The following is a 17502-nucleotide window of genomic DNA, read 5'->3' as shown; positions in this document are numbered from 1 at the left end:
TGGAGATGTTTTCCCTCATTCTTTTTAATTGATTACTTAATAGAAAAGGATCATAAGCTATTAAGTTTTTGACCACAGCCAATATTTATCCTAATACTCATAAATCTAAATTTTAATTGAACAATGATTTAGTTACGAGTTTATGAACACAAAAACAGAGCAATACCCATCAATTATGGTATCTAAAAAGAGTGTTCAGAAATTCGTCATTTTCTGAACACTCTTTCTTTTTTAATGATTACCTTTTTTACGTTTTTTACCTACTACAAATGCAAGAGTAACTAATAAGGCTCCAGCAGCAGTCATAATTCCTTGTCCATAGGTCTGTTCTCCTGTTTTTGGCAAATGATTATTTGAATTGTCATTGTTCTTCGAATTATGCGATTTAGTGCAATACACGTACACTACTTCTTGCGCTGCGTCGCTGAAAGTGCCGGAAGCATTATTCGGTGTTTCTACGACATACCATCCTGGGATCTCTTTGGCTTCACTTGCATATGGCAACCCCACTTTACCGCTTAAGATGGTGGGTTCCGCCAACTGATTCCCTTCGGAATCTTGATACTTCACGGTAACTGGTGCTGCGTCACTTCGTTCGTACACATAGACTACTTCTTGGGCTTCTTCGCTAAACGTGCCGCTCGCATTCGCCGGGGTTTCTACTACATACCAGCCAGAGATCTCTTTTGGTTCACTTGCATACGGTAAACCTACTTTGCCACTCAAGACACTTGGTTCCGCTAGTTGGTTCCCTTCGGAATCTTGATACTTCACGGTAACTGGTGCTGCGTCACTTCGTTCGTACACATAGACTACTTCTTGGGCTTCTTCTGTAAATGTACCTGACGCATTGCTTGGTGTTTCTACCACGTACCAGCCAGGGATCTCCTCAGCTTCACTTGCATATGGCAACCCTACTTTACCGCTTAACACCGTTGGTTCTGACAACTGATTCCCTTCGGTATTTACATACTTCACTGTTACTGGCCCCGCATCGCTACGTTCATACACATACACCACTTCTTGGGCTTCTTTTGTAAAAGTACCAGATGCATTATTCGGTGCTTCTGCGACATACCATCCTGGGATCTCTTTGGCTTCACTTGCATAAGGCAACCCCACTTTACCGCTTAAGATGGTGGGTTCCGCCAACTGATTCCCTTCGGAATCTTGATACTTCACGGTAACTGGTGCTGCGTCACTTCGTTCGTACACATAGACTACTTCTTGGGCTTCTTCGCTAAACGTGCCGCTCGCATTCGCCGGGGTTTCTATCACATACCAGCCAGGGATTTCCTCAGCTTCACTTGTATATGGCAACCCTACTTTTCCACTTAAGATCGTTGGTTCTGCTAGTTGATTTCCTTCAGCATTTACATACTTCACTGTTACTGGCCCCGCATCGCTGCGTTCATACACATACACCACTTCTTGGGCTTCTTCACTAAATATTCCAGATGCATTGGTTGGCGTCTCTTGCACATACCATCCTGGAATCTCTTTAGGATCACTATCATAAGGCAATCCTACTTTACCTCTTAACACCGTTGGTTCTGACAACTGATTCCCTTCGGAATCTTTGTGTTTCACGGTAACTGGTGCCGCATCACTGCGTTCATACAAGTAAATCACTTCTTGGGCTTCTCCGCTAAATGTACCTGTCGCATTATTTGGTGTTTCTCTTACGTACCACCCAGAGATTTCTTTTGGTTCTGTAGTAAAGGGTGCCCCAATATCTCCGTTCAGAACCACAGCTTCTGCTAATGGTTTCTCTGTCTCAAAATCAAGATAATGAACAGTAACTGGTTCAGGACTTCGACGTTCCCAAACATAGGTTCCAGGTTTACTCCCATCATATTGATCCATGAATTCCTCAGAACTAGCAAATCTAACAGTTAGCTCTTCTGAATCCAGTATCCATCCACCGGTATAAATACTAGATGGCGTAACTGTAAATAAATTAGCACTTGCAGAAAACACCGACTTTTCTCCCAAAGTAATAGAAGACAAATTACGAGTACCTCTAAACATGTCTCGCATATTCGTTACATTGGACGTGTCCCATGAACTAAGATCTAATGAAGATAACGAAGTCGAACTAAACATATTCCACATATTGGTAACGTTTGAAACATCCCATGAACTGACATCTAATTCAGTGAGCTTTAGCGCAAGATTAAACATATAGTTTGTGTCAGTTACTTTTGATGTATCCCATAAGCTAACATCTAAAGAACGCAAGTTCTCGGTATTATAAAACATCGAGCCCATATTGGTGACATTGGACGTATCCCACAAACTGACATCCAATGCTGTCAAACTACGAGTTCCTGAGAACAGAGTCCCCATATCAGTGACACTAGAGGTATTCCATGAGCTTACATCTAAGGCAGTCAAACTACGAGTCCCCATAAACATGGATCGCATGCTTGTCACACTTGACGTATCCCATGTGCTGACATCTAAAGTCATTAAACTACTCGAATTAGCAAACATAGAGCGCATATCTGTGACACTTGACGTATCCCATGAACTGACATCCAAGGCGGTGATACCAACGCCCATATTCGAAAACATGGAAGCCATGTTGGTGACACTTGACGTATCCCATGAACTGACATCTACATTAGAAAGATTTTCAGCACGGAGAAACATATTACTCATATTTGTTACTTTTGACGTATCCCATGAACTGACATCAAGAGATGATAATTCACGGGCATTATGGAACATGTTGCTCATGTTCGTTACTTTTGACGTATCCCATGAACTGACATCAAGAGATGATAATCCATTGGTACTCTGGAACATGCCACTCATGTTTGTTACATTGGATGTATCCCACGAACTGACATTAATAGATGATAACTCACGTGCAATAGTGAACATACTACTCATGTTCGTCACATTGGATGTGTCCCACTCACTAAGGTCTACTGTTTTCAAACTCTCTGCACGGTGAAACATATTACTCATATTCGTTACATTTGATACATCAAAATTGGATGCCGAATCGATTTCAGCCAAACGATTCGCATTCCTGAATAACCCCGAGCTATCACTAGGCAGTACTACGGTTCCTTTAACGACTATCTTCTCTACCTGAGTATACTCTGACCTCCAAGGTGCTTGTACCGATCTTCCGGCAACTCCTGCTTCTAAAGTAATTGTTTTTGTTGCTTCATCCCAACTCCAAGGAACTTCCCCCCAAGTACCTGAGTCAGTTTTCTCCATTAGTTTCTCTTCATTTTCCTCATCTTCTTGTTTGATGGTATCCGAAGAATCCAAAAAATCAGGGCCATTTTCCGCAGAGTTGGTGGCTTCGTGGCTATCTTCAGGCTTTTTCTCATCTGAATCAGACAGAACAGGTGAAGAGCCGTCGCTTACATTTTCATCCGTACCGTTGTCTGAATTAATAGGATCATTCTCATTACTCAGCTCATTTTTAAGGGGTGATTGGTCTCTTTCGTCATGCTCACTTTCTCGGTCTCCTTCTCCCAGTCGTTCCTTTTCCTGCAGTGGTTTTTCTATTCCTTCTGCCACTGCTGTAAGAGGATGACCTAGCGTCATCATTCCAACTACTAGTATAATACTTAATTTTTTCAACATAATAAAACTCCTCTTCTTTTACTCTAATTCACAATTTTTATGGCTATAGATATCACTTCTTTAGTATTTAATATCCAAATAAAGCCTAAGTTCAAGCACTACTATTCTCATCTCTAATTGATCAATAAATCACATTAAGCCAGTTGGATTTCTGAAAATACCTCCAGGCAACTAACTTTTTATAATAGTCCCTACTGCCCTTTTATGTTTGTTCAAGCAAAAATCTTTCATTAGGAATTGTTATACAGACGTGGCCGATCGCCGGACAACTAATCTTCAGTTGTTGATAATAGCTTTTTTCTTTAAAGTATTTTAAAGCATCTTCTTCAATAAATGAAAATTATCCTTACCTTCGTGATTAAAATATAATTCAATCTCTATAGTAAAAAATCTTTGTATTTAAGTAGTTCCCTTAGAAACTAAATATCAGATTACATTTAAAGTGTTTGGTTATATTTATTGGTAATACTAACAATTATTCCTCTTATTAGATTACAATGAAATAGAATAAATAAATAATCAAATTTTTCGCCCCCCTAAGAAATCTTTGACGGAAAGCGGTTGCAACAGATGCCTACTGACGCTTTATTTGGAAATATAATAGAAAAAATGATAGACCAACTGAGGCAATGTGCTCTATAGTTTATGGATCTGAAGAATCATAATTAATTTTACAGCCCATCTCCCTTTGAGACTTAAAATATATAATTCTCTAGCACAGTTATATCCTGATACAATCAATAAACGAATGGCCCCCAGTCACCAATTAGATCTCTTACAAGATTTTTTTGGATTAAGTAGAAGACTCAGTTTTCTTAGCCCCTACTCAGGTCTGTAGAAACTGCTTTCTTCATTCTTGATCGACGGGAAGATTATCGTTGTTTTCCCACCTAAAAAAACGTTTTTCGAATTGAAATATACTATCATCGTAAACGCCTCCATCAATACTGCTATTACCTTATATGTAAAATAAACAATGGATCTTAAGAAGAGCTTTTATAGTATGTTAACCGTTAAATATCCGAACCCATTTCCCCTTTTTCAAAATCTCTTTATCTTAGAAATACATTTTTACGTCTAGATTCAATTACTGAAAACTTAAGTAGCGAATCGCCTCTAGTTTAAAGTGTGGAATGAAAAATCAAAACTTAGAAACATACCTAATACATCTTCGAGATTCAATCTTCTTTACTAGATTTTTTAAAGTACGTCTGGTCATTTTTTTATTCTCTATATAGTACATGGATCATTTCTTATCATCTTTATTTGCGAGTTGTTCTTCGTCCTCCTATTGTTGAATACATTTATCGTTAGCCATTCCTTTTTGATATTAGCTCCTGATAAATTACTAAACTGACATAATTCAAGGGGACAAAAACTATTAAGTTTCTGACCCTCAAAAGAATCGTCCTAATATTTATCAAACTGGTTTTTAAATTAAAAATGGTTTGCTAGTGACCTGATGGACAAAAAAAGCATCCAGAAATTCGTCATTTTCTGAACACTCTTTTCAACAATATAATCATATACATTTTTTTTGAAATCTAATCTGCTCATCATATCTGGCCGCCAAGAACGGTTTATATATTCGAATAGGCAAATAGACCAACAGGGTATACTCTGTTGTCCCCGAAAGAGAGTAACTTTCTTACCTAATTAATTGAGCCACCGAAAGAGCTATGAAATGAGGAATAAAAAAGGGATCAAAAACTTTTAAGTTTCTGACCCCCTCCAAAGAATTATCCTAAAACCCACAATTCTGAATTTTAAATCAACTTTGATTTTTCAAAGAGTTTATTAACATGAAAACAAAATAATACAATCCAGTTGTGGTATCTAAAAAGAGTGTTCAGAAATTAGTCTTTTTCTGAACACTCCTTCCAGCAGTTTCCACATATATAATCTATTGTTTGGAATTTGATTTTACGCAACATGTTTGGCCGACGAAAATGTTTAATATATTTTAACCAGAAGGATGGACACCATATTAATAATTGGTCTTAGTTAAGAGGAACAATATAATTGAATATAGAAATAGCGACGATTCTTATGTGTTTTCCATAAGAACTGTCGCTACAGTTAAATTTAAGAATGAGGTTTCTTCAACTATTTAGCTTGAAAATAGAAAAAAAGACAAAAAATCTTTTTCGTCTGCTGATCTACATAATAGAAACAAAAAAAACTATAGATTATCGATAAGCCAACTTTCATCCATCTTCTTGTTCATATTATATGCTTTTCCATGCATATCTATTGCAGAATGCCATTCCTTACATAAATCATAGGGGATATCTTTTACTAAATGATTGAAAGATTTTTGCATATCCTCATAACTTTTATAATTACCCATACCTAACCGATTAAAGAGACGAATAGCATATTGATCCGCAATAAATACTTTTCGTTCGAAAATATATAGCAACATTACATCAGCAGTCTCCGGGCCCACTCCCCTAATTGATAATAGCTCTTTTCTTAGTTCCTCTGTTGAATAATAGTGAAATGTAGACAGATCACTACCATTATTATAAAACCAATGCATAAGTTCCTTTATATATTTACTTTTTTGTTTAAAAAAACCTGCTGGTCTAATTAGATCTTGTAGGACTAGTTCATCTAATTGTATTAACTTTGTCACACTCAGATGGTTATGTAATCGATCAAGCGCTTTTTTTGCATTCTTCTCTGTTGTTTGTTGAATTAATATCATAGATACCCAATCGCTAATACGATTCTCATCTTCCCACCAATGTTGAAATCCGTAAAAACTAACTAATCTATTCAATATTTTTATCTTTTGATGATCTTCTTCTAATCTCAATAATCTACTCCTCATTGATGTTAGTTTAAAAACATGTTTTCTTATAATAGTTAATCCACCTGATTATCCAAAATCAATGAAAGAAATAAAATTAATCAAATAACGCTAACTCACTTAAGTTTAAATTCTGTAGTTAGTATCGATTTTCTGATTTATTGACTTTGATATAAATCCATTAGCTAGTTCAAAATTTGTGTTAGCTAATGGATTTTCCAAAAATTTACACTACAGAGTCAGTAAATCTCCCATACTATTTGTTATAGTTTGCGATAGTTTCTTTGTAAATAGCTCCGAAACCATCGAGAATTTCTTTAACTGCAGTATCAGGATTTCCATATACTGTGGTGCTTAAAACTGTACCTAAAGACATATACCTTTCAGCAAACTTTTCAGCAAAATTAGTTAAGTGATCATAGGTTGCTTTACTAGACTCAAAGTGTTCCAGAGAATCATAAATATTACCATTTTTAGCCCAATGATAATTCAATACTCCGGATTCTTTAGAGGTACTTTCCATCAAATCCTCGATAAGCTGCTGCATATCTGCTTCTTTTCCTTCTGTTACATCAAAATCAATTATATATAAAACTTGATCATTCATTTTTTCTTCCCCTTTACTTAATTGATTCATAATACTCTTTTGCAACGTCTGCATAGTCCTCGCCATCGATGTCAACTTTCGCATTGAGTTCAATCAGTGTATCTGTATCTAAATCTTTGTTGATATTGTTGATAATCGTTTTTATTTCCGGATTTGATTCTAATATATCTTGACGAATTACTGGCATCAAGTTATATGGTGGCCAAAATTTTTTGTCGTCATCCAAGATAGTAAATTCATCTTTATTAGATAATTGACCTTCCGTTGTATATGCAGGTGTAGCATCTGCTTCATCATTTAACAGAACTTGATATTTTAAACTATTATCGTAAACCGTTGATGACTTAAACGCAAATGATCCGTATACTTCTTTTAATCCCGGTAAACCATCTTCCCGTTGATCAAATTCTCCTTGAGAAGCAAATCGAATTTTATCCGCATTTTTTTGTAAGTCACTAATAGTGTAGATATTATACTTTTCAGCTACGCTGGTTTTAATAGCAATTCCTGCTGAATCATTTGCCTGTGCGTAATCAAGCACTGTTAAAACGCCATTTTTTTCGTACTCTTTTTTTACTAAATCATAAACTTTGTCTGGATCCGTTTCTAGTGGCAAATCAAAAATAGTCAATAATGATGTACCCGTGTATTCTGGATAGAGATCTACTTCTCCAGCCTCAATTGATTGTGGGATTACAGAACTTGCAATATTTTGCACGCGATCAACAATATAACCATTCTCCTCTAACGCATCTGCATAAATTTCACTAATGACTAAACTCTCCGTAAAATCTTTAGAACCAACTTTTATAGTTTGTTTAGCATTCCCATTCTCGCTCATATTTTCTGAGTCATTAGAAGTTCCACAAGCAGCTAAACTTGCTGCGATTAAGATAACCAATCCGCTAGCAAACATAGTTCTCTTCAAATTCATTGTTTTCAACACTTCCTTTCTCCTTTTCATCTATTAATAATAGCCATGAAAAAACACCTTGAAAAGTACGCACCTTTTTATTAGTCACTTACCTTTTTGTAACTATCTAATAAAAAAGTACCTACTAGTTTTCTAATCATTTTATCGTTACTATTAGCTTTGAAAAAAGAACTCAATTTTTGATAAGAAAGAAGGTAGAACTAATGTTACCTATTGAAATTTTTCTTACAATGACAAAATCTCAGTCTAAGATCTCAATTCTAAAACGCATTTATACTCACCATTTATTGTCTGTAAAGGATTTTCAAGCATTATATTCTAATAACATGACAGTAGACATGAAAGATGTATGGGAGTTATATAATGAAAATTTAGTAACAACACTGACTAAATCAACCACCCTGTATTTTAAATTGACAAATTTAGGAAATGAGTTGGTATTGATTCTAAAAGACTTAGACTCGTGGATAGAACAGAATCAAGAATCTGGAGGGGGTTAATGTTGATTCAAGAAATCATTAATTATTTTCGAGTAAATTCTGACCAGTACTTTGAATATTTAGTTGGTCACTTAACAATCAGTACAAAGGCACTATTTTGGGCTACGATTATCGGATTACCACTAGGGTATCTCAGCTACCGAATAAAGAACTTAGGAGAACTTTTTCAGATGGGTTCTCAGCTGTTACGTATTATTCCGAGCTTAGCTATATTATTTATTTTGATTCCACTCATTGGTGTAGGCGAATTTCCGGCATTAATAGCATTGTCTTTTCTTGCTATCCCAGCAATTTTAGTCAACACTGCTTTAGGGTTTCACGAAGTACCCATGATTACGAAAGAAGTAGCTAGCGGAATGGGGATGAATCACAATCAATTGTTTTTCCATGTTGAGGTCCCATTAGCTATGCCTTACATTTTGAACGGCCTAAAATTAGCACTTGTTGAAATTTTGGCCAGCGCTACTTTAGCTACTTATATTGGTGCAGGTGGATTAGGAACCTTGATCTTTACTGGATTGGGTCTTTATCGAATGGACTTACTAATAATTGGTGGAGGAACTGTAACAATCCTTTCTCTTACAAGTATTGCCATTTTTGATTTGATTATTAGAAAGGTGAAAAAAAATTATGTCTAATATAGCTATTTCATTTGAAAATGTAAAAAAGAAGTTTACTGGGATAACTACTATTGCTATCGACAGTTTGTCTTTTGATATTATCGAAGGGGACTTTATTACCATACTTGGTACCTCAGGTTCCGGTAAAACGACTGTATTAAAAATGGTCAATCGATTAATTGAACCAGATTTTGGTAAAATTGAGTTTTTTGGACAATCTGTAGAACATTTTGATATTAATGATCTTCGACGTAAAATTGGTTATGTAGTCCAACAAATTGGACTCTTTCCTCACTACACAATAGAAAAAAACATTGCGATTGTCCCTGAACTTCTAGGATGGCCAAAGAATAAAATTAACGAGCGTGTGGAAGAATTGATGGATATTGTCCAATTACCATACAGTGACTATGCCCGAAGATTCCCTAGACAGCTGTCTGGAGGACAGCAACAACGAATTGGTGTAGCAAGAGCTTTAGCAGTAAATCCAAATGTAATGCTTTTAGACGAACCATTTGGAGCCGTCGATGCCATTACGCGTAAAGATTTACAATTGCATTTGAAAGAATTACACAAAACATTAAAGAACAAAACATTTCTCTTTGTAACTCATGATATTAACGAAGCCTTTTTTTTAGGGACAAAAGTTATGATTATGAGAGATGGCATTTTGGATCAATTTGACACGCCAGAAAATATAGTTAAAAGACCCAAAACGGACTTTGTTAAACAACTATTAGAAACAGTTTATGCTGAGGAAGAAATATGGAGGAACTACCGATGATCACATACTGGGTTAACTATCATGAAAGGCTAACCATTGCTTTATATCAACACTTGAAGTTAGTCTTTCTATCTCTTGGTATTTCCTTACTTCTTGCGGTCATTCTCATTGCGATTTTTAGTACTCGAGCTCAGTGGCTCAACACACTCATTTACTTTTTTTCAGCACTTTATTCTGTGCCAAGCTATGCTTTTTTTGCGCTACTTATTCCTATGACAGGATTAGGCACAACCACTGCTGTCATCGTGCTAAGTTTGTATAGTGAGTATATTTTATTACGAACCTTTACTACTGGAATCCAGCAGATTGATCCTATGGTCGTGGAAGCAGCCACCGGTTTGGGGATGACCGATTACCAAGTATTAAAAAAAGTGCAGCTACCGCTGGCCTTTAAATCGATTTTTGCTGGTATTCGGTTAGCACTCACCTCAATTATCGGAATTGCTACCATCGCTTCGACGATAAATGCTGGTGGTTTGGGAACGATCTTATTTGATGGATTACGTACTCAAAGTTTAGTTAAAATCCTCTGGGGATCACTATTAACCATTTTCCTTTGCTTGATCAGTGTTTTCTTTTTTAGTTGTATTGAAATAATTGTAACCAAAAAATTGGGACTGGAGGAGATTAAATGAAAGCTGTTGTTGTCTATGAAGCTGGTGGACCTGAAAAATTAATTTACACAGAGTTACCCACTCCTAAACTCAAACCTGGTTGGTCTTTAGTTCAAGTAAAGGGATTTGGAGTAAATCATTCAGAAATTTTTACTCGCCAAGGACTATCTCCTTCCGTTCAATTTCCTAGAATATTAGGGATTGAAGCAGTAGGTATCATTGCAGAAACAACTTCTCCAATAAAACTACCCCTTGGACAAACAGTTATTTCCTTGATGGGAGAGATGGGCCGTTCTTTTGATGGCGGCTATGCTGAATATGTCTTATTACCAAATGATCAAATTTATCCAGTTCACACAACCTTAAGCTGGGAAGAATTAGCTGCAGTTCCGGAAACATACTATACTGCTTATGGTTCTTTTGAACGTTTGAAAATAAAAAAAGATGATAACATATTAATTCGTGGAGGTACTAGCGGAGTAGGTATTGCTTTTTTAAAATTGATTAAAGGAAAATATCCAGAAATCACCATTGATGGGACTAGTCGGAACTACTCTAAGAAAGAAGGTTTATTACAGCTTGGGTTTTCATCATTGGTTTTGGAAACAGATGGGAAACTTCAAACCAAAAAAAAATATGATAAAATACTCGAACTAATTGGTCCAGCAACTGTGAAAAATAGTTTTATTCACCTAAAAAAAGATGGGATTATTTGTAGTACGGGACAATTAGGTGGAAAATGGTACTTGGAAAACTTTGATCCTATATTTGATACCAATAATGGGTATTTAACTGGCTTTCATTCTGGTGATATTTCCAGAGAAAGATTAGATGCATTATTTGCATATATTAAACGTTATCATATTGATGTTAGACCAGAAAAAGTTTTTTCATTGAAAGATACAAAAAAAGCTCATGAATACCTAGAAAGTCACCAGAGTTTTGGAAAAGTAGTAATTATAAACTAAAAAATAAAGGATGATCAGAGTATCGATCATCCTTTATTTTTTACATTAGATTATCTTTAATATAAGCGGTACCCCACTCACTCATAGAATCAATAATAGGTCGTAAGGAATCACCCAGTTCGCTTAAAGAATACTCTACTTTGGGAGGGACTACTGCATAAACTTTTCTATCAATAATACCGTCCTCTTCCATCTTGCGTAGGTTTTCAGTTAAAACTTTTTGACTAATACCACTGATAGCTTTATGCATTTCATTAAATCTCTTCGTTCCCGTTAGAAGCTCCCTCATAATTAACAGTTTCCACTTATTTCCAATCAGATCAACAGTAGTAGCGACTGGACAAAAAGGTAATTCATCTTTACTTAACATCTAATTCCTCGTTTCGACATTCACAGTTTCAAAAAGTAACTAACTTTCTAATAGATACCATCTTTATACAAAAAAGTCAATAATGAGTCAAGGTGCAAGTAAATCTAATCAATTTTCGTAACTGTTAAATCTTTGAAAAAACCTTCTGTACCGATATCGACAAATAACCCTATAGCCCCGGAATTATCTTTGCCTAGTTTCATGTCTTCTACCACTAAAACAGGATTTTCCATGTTATTAATATAGAATGTGCCTGTAGCATCTTTTATTACAGCTTTTAATGTAATCCACTCGTTTAAACCAATGTCAGCTGGTCCTTCAAAATCACTTATACCAAGATTTCTGAAGAATTCAAATGTATATTTGGGGTATGAAAAATATTGAACTCCTCGATTTTTTCTAACCGGATCATCTATGCGTCCATTAGTAGGTCTAACATAAAAAGATTCAAAACTAGTATCATCTTCACTAATTCTAAACGCTATTCCGATGAATCCTCGAGCAAAATCTGGTGCATCTGGTAATAAACGACTTAACATTTTGACTTCTATTGTTCCATTATGAAAAGAAAAATCTGATAGCTTTGCGTACGTGTTCTCGTCAAAATCCATGAGTTTATCTTTTTTTGTCACTTTAACAACTCGACAATTATCTATCTTTGTATGTTCAACTTTTGTGTGAATAGCTTCTATTGGTAACTCTTCAAGACCCATACGTAATCCCTCCTTAAATGAATATCACTTTACTATATTTTATCATGATTACATAGAAATATAATACGGATCTATCATTAATGTTTCAATTAGAGCGACTAATCCTCTTTGAATCCGATGAACCAAGTAAAAACGAACCCTAAAACAATTGATAAAACAACAATTCCAATTGCAGCTACCATGTTCATTATGCCATTCGCTCCCGGTGCAATATAAATAGGTAATGCAAGTAATCCTGGTGATGCAATGGCGTACGCTTTTAAAGAAATCAGCCCTGCAACTAATCCACTACAAGCTGCCGCTAAACAAGAAGCAATCAGAGGGCGTTTCAATCTTATTAAGACACCAAATAATGCCGGTTCAGTAACACCTAAAATAGCCGTGAAAAACGATGAGTAACCAATTTGTTTGTTTTTAGATTTTTTGGATTTTATAGCAACTGCTAAAGTTGCTCCTGCCATTGCAAAATTCGCACATAATGCCCGAGTCAAGACAAATGTAGCCCCAGTTTCAGCTACCTCATTAACCATGATTGGGGTGAATAAATAATGAACACCAAACATGACCGTAATACTATGAAACCCTGCCATTACTGCCATAGATAACGAACCAGCCTTGTCCATTAACCAAATACAAAAATCTGCTAAAACAGTTCCTATAAAGGAACCAGTTGGTCCAAGTATAAACATCATAATCGGCGCAATAATTAAAACTAAAATTACTGGTTTAATTGTGAAATGTGCTTGAGATGGTAATATTTTTGCAATCCATGTGTCAATAATTTTAAGGACTGGAACCATTGCTAAAACAGGAATAATACTATTAGCATATTTAACATTTTGAAGTGCTAAACCAAATAATGACATCCCATCGATTTGATTAAAACTTGCTACCATGGCTAAAGCAATAAACGCAGCTATATATTCATTCACTTGCACTTTTCTAGCAGCTGAGAATGCTACAAAAACTGGTAGAAATGTGAATCCAGTGCTAGCAAGTGTACTTAATGTAACATAAGTCCCCCCCTCTGAGGATAATCCAAATAAGATAGCAACTGAAAGCAGTGCATTAATCATACCTGCCCCAATAATGACTGGTAATACTGGTGATATAGCTCCTGAAATGTAGTTTAAAACTTTTGTAAACCAACTGGTATTTGCATCTTCTACTTCATCTTGATTAATGTCTTTGTCATCAGTTTCTTTAACATTCTCATCATTAAGCAAAGGCGTTACTTCATTATAAAATAAATTAACTGATGGGCCCAAAACTAATTGATATTGGCCACCCTTATCAACAATTCCTAAAATTTCTTCCATACTATTCAAATTTTCTTCCTGAATTTCTTGTTTGTTCTTAATATCGAAACGTAACCTGGTTGCACAGTGGGTAACCATATTGATATTTTCTTTACCACCTAGACGCTCGACAATAAGCTTTGCAGTTTCTTTTTTATCCATTTTTCTTCTCCTCAATCTAATTTTTCACCATTCGTATTAATCACTTGTTGATACCAGTAGAAAGAGTCTTTCTTAGTTCGCTTTAGTGACCCTTCTCCTTCATCATCCATATCTACGTGAATAAATCCATAGCGTTTTGTCATTTGTGACGTAGAGGCACTGATGCAATCAATACATCCCCATGAAGTAAAACCTATAATATCAACACCATCTTTGATTGCTTCTTTCATTTCACAAATGTGACTTTTCAAATATTCAATACGATATGTGTCCTGAATACGTTCATCCTCTTTCAGGATATCTATCGCACCTAATCCATTTTCTGCGACTAAAATTGGTTTTTGATATAAATCGTAGAGTTGATTCAAACTTACTCTGAATGACTTGGGATCAACTTGCCATCCCCATTCAGTAATTGCAAGGAATGGGTTTTTCACTCCATTATTCAATAGATTTCCTTGAACTTTATCAAACTTTTCTGGTTCAGAACTTGAAGCTGTGGACATATAATAACTAAAACCAATATAATCTGCAGTATTGTTTTTCAAAATAGCTTCATCATCGTTTTGTATTTCAAGTTCAACCCCTAGATTTTTAAATAGGCGAGCCGTATATGCAGGATAATAACCTCTTACTTGCACATCACTAAAAAAAAGTGTTTTTCTTTGTTCTTCTACTGAAAGTTGAACATCATCCGGATTACAACTATATGGAATCGGCATTTGATAACTGATCATACAGCCCATTTTTGCATCTGGAATAATTTCATGACATAGTTTTGTAGCTAGGGCTCCAGCTACAAATTGGTGGTGTGCACTTTGGAAAATATCTTGCATCAAATTCCTATTTCCTTCTTCTATTACACCAATACTTGTAAAAGGATGCTTGATCATACTATTGATTTCATTAAAAGTCATCCAATACTTGACCTTCTCTTTGTAACGTAAGAATAAAACTCTTGAATAATTTTCAAAAAAACTAATTAGTTTTCGATTTGTCCATCCATCATAATTTGTAGTCAAATTTAAAGGCATCTCATAATGTGAAATAGTCACAATTGGCTCAATGTCATATTTTTCCAGCTCATCGAATACTTTGTCATAGAATGCTAACCCTTCCTCATTTGGTTCTAGCTCATCTCCTTCTGGAAAAATTCTACTCCATGCAATCGACATTCTGTATGCTTTAAATCCCATTTCAGCAAAGAGCTTAATGTCTTCCTTGTAGTAATTATAGAAATCGATCCCTTTACGCTTTGGAAAATATAATTGACTTTCTTTATTCATTGCTTCCTTAACTTGAGCGTGTGTCATTTCTTTCCACTGCTTACTCCATTCACTTTTTGGTAGCTTGGAATCAAAAGAGTAACAATCTGCTACTGATAAACCTTTTCCATCAGTAAGCCCCCCTTCAATTTGATTTGCTGCTGTGGCTCCTCCCCAAAGAAATCCTTCGGGAAAACCTTCTCTCATTACTAAATCCATGTCATTCACCTCATGTATATTAAACGTTTTCATAAGTTTAATTTAATCTGTTTATACACTTTCGTCTATTTAAAAAAAGTCCCTACTTGTAGAGACTTTTTTTAAATAGATTTTATGAATAAGAATAAAGTACTTCAGAAACTGTAGAAAAAAAGTGAAATATATCTGGTTTATTTCTATTATATTCTACAAAAAAGATACGTTTGATTTTCTTACGCTTAAATACCCAGGAATTATTCAAATGGTAGATAATAATTTTATTATCGCCCCTATTACCAGCTTTACAAACAAATAAATTGTATTTTGAAAATGTATGTTGTGTGCACATTCTATTATTTTCTACCATCTCCACTATTTCAACATATTCTTGATCCGTTTTAGATATTGCTTTTTCTTTTAAATATTTTTCTCTTATATTATTTTTTTTAATCTCATAATTTTGCTGCATTTTTTTCCTAATAGAATTATAGATTGAATTAATCTCTTCTTTTGTAATAATGGTTGAGACTAAGAAAAATGAACTATCACTTAATACTATTTCAGAATTTGTCGTTAAAAGTAAATCGAAATCGTGTCTTACGGATTCATTATGTTGATAGTAGTAGGTAGGTAATATCGTAAAATCACTAATATGAAAGGACTCATATTCTTCAAATAAAGATTTAATCGATTGTCCAATACTAATATTCTGATCAATCACTAGTAACATACGCGTTCGATTTTTATATTCACGAAGATAGGTAGCTAAAAACAAAGCAATAAAAGAAGACTCCTTGTTGATTCCTACCGAAAAAATTTGTTCAAGAAACATATATACTAAATGTATTTCTAAAGGATAACGAATCCCTATTTTTTCGTTATAATGATTGATAGCTACTTCCCCGCAAATACTTCGAGAAACTACTTTTTCCATGTGCTGCGTCAACAGTGAACAATCAATATTTTCAATATATTCTTCAGGTACATGAATGCTTGTTAAGGATTTTTTCACGAATTGTTCGGTCTTTTCCGCTATATCAAGATCAATTTTAGGATCAAGTTCAATTACGTCACTCTCATTTAATAACCTATGAATATCACTAAGTTCTTCGCTTCCGAGTTCATATTCTAATTCGTTCTTAACTTGCGCTGCAAGTCTCGTTATAAACGGAACATCTAACTTTTCGTCAATCCTCGTTTCTATTTTGTATCCCATAAGACTTCTGATAATTGAAATTGTGATAAATCTTGTGTTTTTCTCTAACTCTTCCCCTGTAAGTATATACCTAAAATATATGCAACAATCTGCTAGTATCTTTTTAATAGAAAAAAAATAACGTTCATATTCTTCTATTAAGTCATTTGGAAATGGTGCATTTTTAAATGCATACACTGTTCCGTTTTTTGCACAATAGCGGCGCTTTACTTTCTCATCTGCTTGAACAATCACCCCTTTTTTTCTGCTGATTTCTAAGTTAATTCCTTCATAACGATCTATCCATCGTTTTAGCGTTTCTAACTCTAAATTAATAGCTGCTTTTGACATAAAAAAAAGATCTGCAAGGTTTTGCATTGTAATAGGATTCTTTAAAAAAAGGAGATATAGAATAATAGATGAATGTTGTGGTAGCAGAGAATTTTCTCTTGTTTTTTCATTCATCTCTACGATTAAAATAGTTCTTACTTTTTTAGAAATATATTCTATAAAGTATCCTTTACTCTGATTAGTACGTATAATAAGCCCATCTACAAAATATTCAGTCAACATTTTAATATCATTTTGGACTGTTTTTTTGTTTACTTTAAAATGATGTGAAAGCTCTTGGCTAGTTATCCAATCATTTGAATTATATAAAAACACTAAGATTTCTAATTGTCTTTCAAGTATCACTTCTTATCACCCCTAACCTATTTGGACAAAGTTTTTGACACTTCTCTATCTCAAGTATATCAAAAAAACGAGGTCAAAAACTTTTAAGTTTATGACTACAGAAATATTGTTTAATTGGAAACTGTTAAAAATCGTTCGTATATTTTATACCAAA

Annotated in this window: 14 protein-coding genes; 5 read left to right on the top strand and 9 right to left on the bottom strand. The window is 34.7% G+C overall.

Annotated features, from left to right (window positions below):
* Positions 1-231 precede the first annotated feature (231 nt).
* The 4 genes from ACIPK1_RS10520 to ACIPK1_RS10505 form a co-directional block, all read right to left on the bottom strand.
* Positions 232-3609: a MucBP domain-containing protein gene (locus ACIPK1_RS10520; RefSeq protein WP_400450775.1), complete on the bottom strand. Its 3378-nt coding sequence runs from the start codon at positions 3607-3609 to the stop codon at positions 232-234.
* 2182 nt (positions 3610-5791) lie between these two features.
* Entirely contained in the window at positions 5792-6430 is a 639-nt protein-coding gene (locus ACIPK1_RS10515; RefSeq protein ID WP_400450773.1) for an endonuclease III domain-containing protein, read from the bottom strand.
* Positions 6431-6680: 250 nt separating this feature from the next.
* On the bottom strand, positions 6681-7031 hold the full coding sequence (locus tag ACIPK1_RS10510) for a putative quinol monooxygenase (protein ID WP_400450771.1): 351 nt from the start codon (positions 7029-7031) through the stop codon (positions 6681-6683).
* Between the two features lie 13 nt (positions 7032-7044).
* Entirely contained in the window at positions 7045-7965 is a 921-nt protein-coding gene (locus ACIPK1_RS10505) for a glycine betaine ABC transporter substrate-binding protein (RefSeq protein WP_400450911.1), read from the bottom strand.
* A 203-nt stretch (positions 7966-8168) separates the two neighbouring features.
* Here ACIPK1_RS10505 and ACIPK1_RS10500 point away from each other — a divergent pair, with 203 nt between their 5' ends.
* The 5 genes from ACIPK1_RS10500 to ACIPK1_RS10480 are packed head-to-tail and all read left to right on the top strand — an operon-like array spanning position 8169 to position 11451.
* Positions 8169-8465 carry a hypothetical protein gene (locus ACIPK1_RS10500; RefSeq protein ID WP_400450769.1) on the top strand — a complete coding sequence of 99 codons (297 nt, stop codon included), beginning with the start codon at positions 8169-8171 and terminating at the stop codon, positions 8463-8465.
* Entirely contained in the window at positions 8465-9103 is a 639-nt protein-coding gene (locus tag ACIPK1_RS10495) for an ABC transporter permease (RefSeq protein WP_400450767.1), read from the top strand. The genes ACIPK1_RS10500 and ACIPK1_RS10495 overlap by 1 nt, the downstream gene beginning before the upstream one ends.
* A complete protein-coding gene (locus ACIPK1_RS10490) occupies positions 9096-9869 on the top strand; it encodes an ABC transporter ATP-binding protein (protein ID WP_400450765.1) in 774 nt (257 codons plus the stop codon). Before ACIPK1_RS10495 ends, ACIPK1_RS10490 begins: the two co-directional genes overlap by 8 nt.
* Entirely contained in the window at positions 9866-10504 is a 639-nt protein-coding gene (locus ACIPK1_RS10485; RefSeq protein ID WP_400450763.1) for an ABC transporter permease, read from the top strand. Before ACIPK1_RS10490 ends, ACIPK1_RS10485 begins: the two co-directional genes overlap by 4 nt.
* A complete protein-coding gene (locus tag ACIPK1_RS10480) occupies positions 10501-11451 on the top strand; it encodes a zinc-binding dehydrogenase (RefSeq protein ID WP_400450761.1) in 951 nt (316 codons plus the stop codon). Before ACIPK1_RS10485 ends, ACIPK1_RS10480 begins: the two co-directional genes overlap by 4 nt.
* 40 nt (positions 11452-11491) lie before the next feature.
* Here the strand turns inward: ACIPK1_RS10480 and ACIPK1_RS10475 are convergent, their stop codons facing one another.
* The 5 genes from ACIPK1_RS10475 to ACIPK1_RS10455 form a co-directional block, all read right to left on the bottom strand.
* Positions 11492-11821, bottom strand: a complete 330-nt coding sequence (locus ACIPK1_RS10475; RefSeq protein ID WP_400450759.1) for a winged helix-turn-helix transcriptional regulator — start codon at positions 11819-11821, stop codon at positions 11492-11494.
* A gap of 104 nt (positions 11822-11925) precedes the next feature.
* On the bottom strand, positions 11926-12534 hold the full coding sequence (locus tag ACIPK1_RS10470; RefSeq protein ID WP_400450757.1) for a hypothetical protein: 609 nt from the start codon (positions 12532-12534) through the stop codon (positions 11926-11928).
* 98 nt (positions 12535-12632) lie between these two features.
* Positions 12633-13994 carry a PTS transporter subunit EIIC gene (locus ACIPK1_RS10465; RefSeq protein WP_400450755.1) on the bottom strand — a complete coding sequence of 454 codons (1362 nt, stop codon included), beginning with the start codon at positions 13992-13994 and terminating at the stop codon, positions 12633-12635.
* A gap of 11 nt (positions 13995-14005) precedes the next feature.
* A complete protein-coding gene (locus ACIPK1_RS10460) occupies positions 14006-15466 on the bottom strand; it encodes a glycoside hydrolase family 1 protein (RefSeq protein WP_400450909.1) in 1461 nt (486 codons plus the stop codon).
* Positions 15467-15590: 124 nt separating this feature from the next.
* Positions 15591-17348 carry an HTH domain-containing protein gene (locus tag ACIPK1_RS10455; protein ID WP_400450753.1) on the bottom strand — a complete coding sequence of 586 codons (1758 nt, stop codon included), beginning with the start codon at positions 17346-17348 and terminating at the stop codon, positions 15591-15593.
* Positions 17349-17502 lie beyond the last annotated feature (154 nt).

The organism is Enterococcus sp. NPDC086594, from assembly GCF_044746145.1.
In the GTDB taxonomy this organism is placed as follows: domain Bacteria; phylum Bacillota; class Bacilli; order Lactobacillales; family Enterococcaceae; genus Enterococcus_D; species Enterococcus_D entomosocium.
Note: the sequence above shows the minus strand (reverse complement) of the source record. Positions and strands in the feature narration are given on the sequence as shown.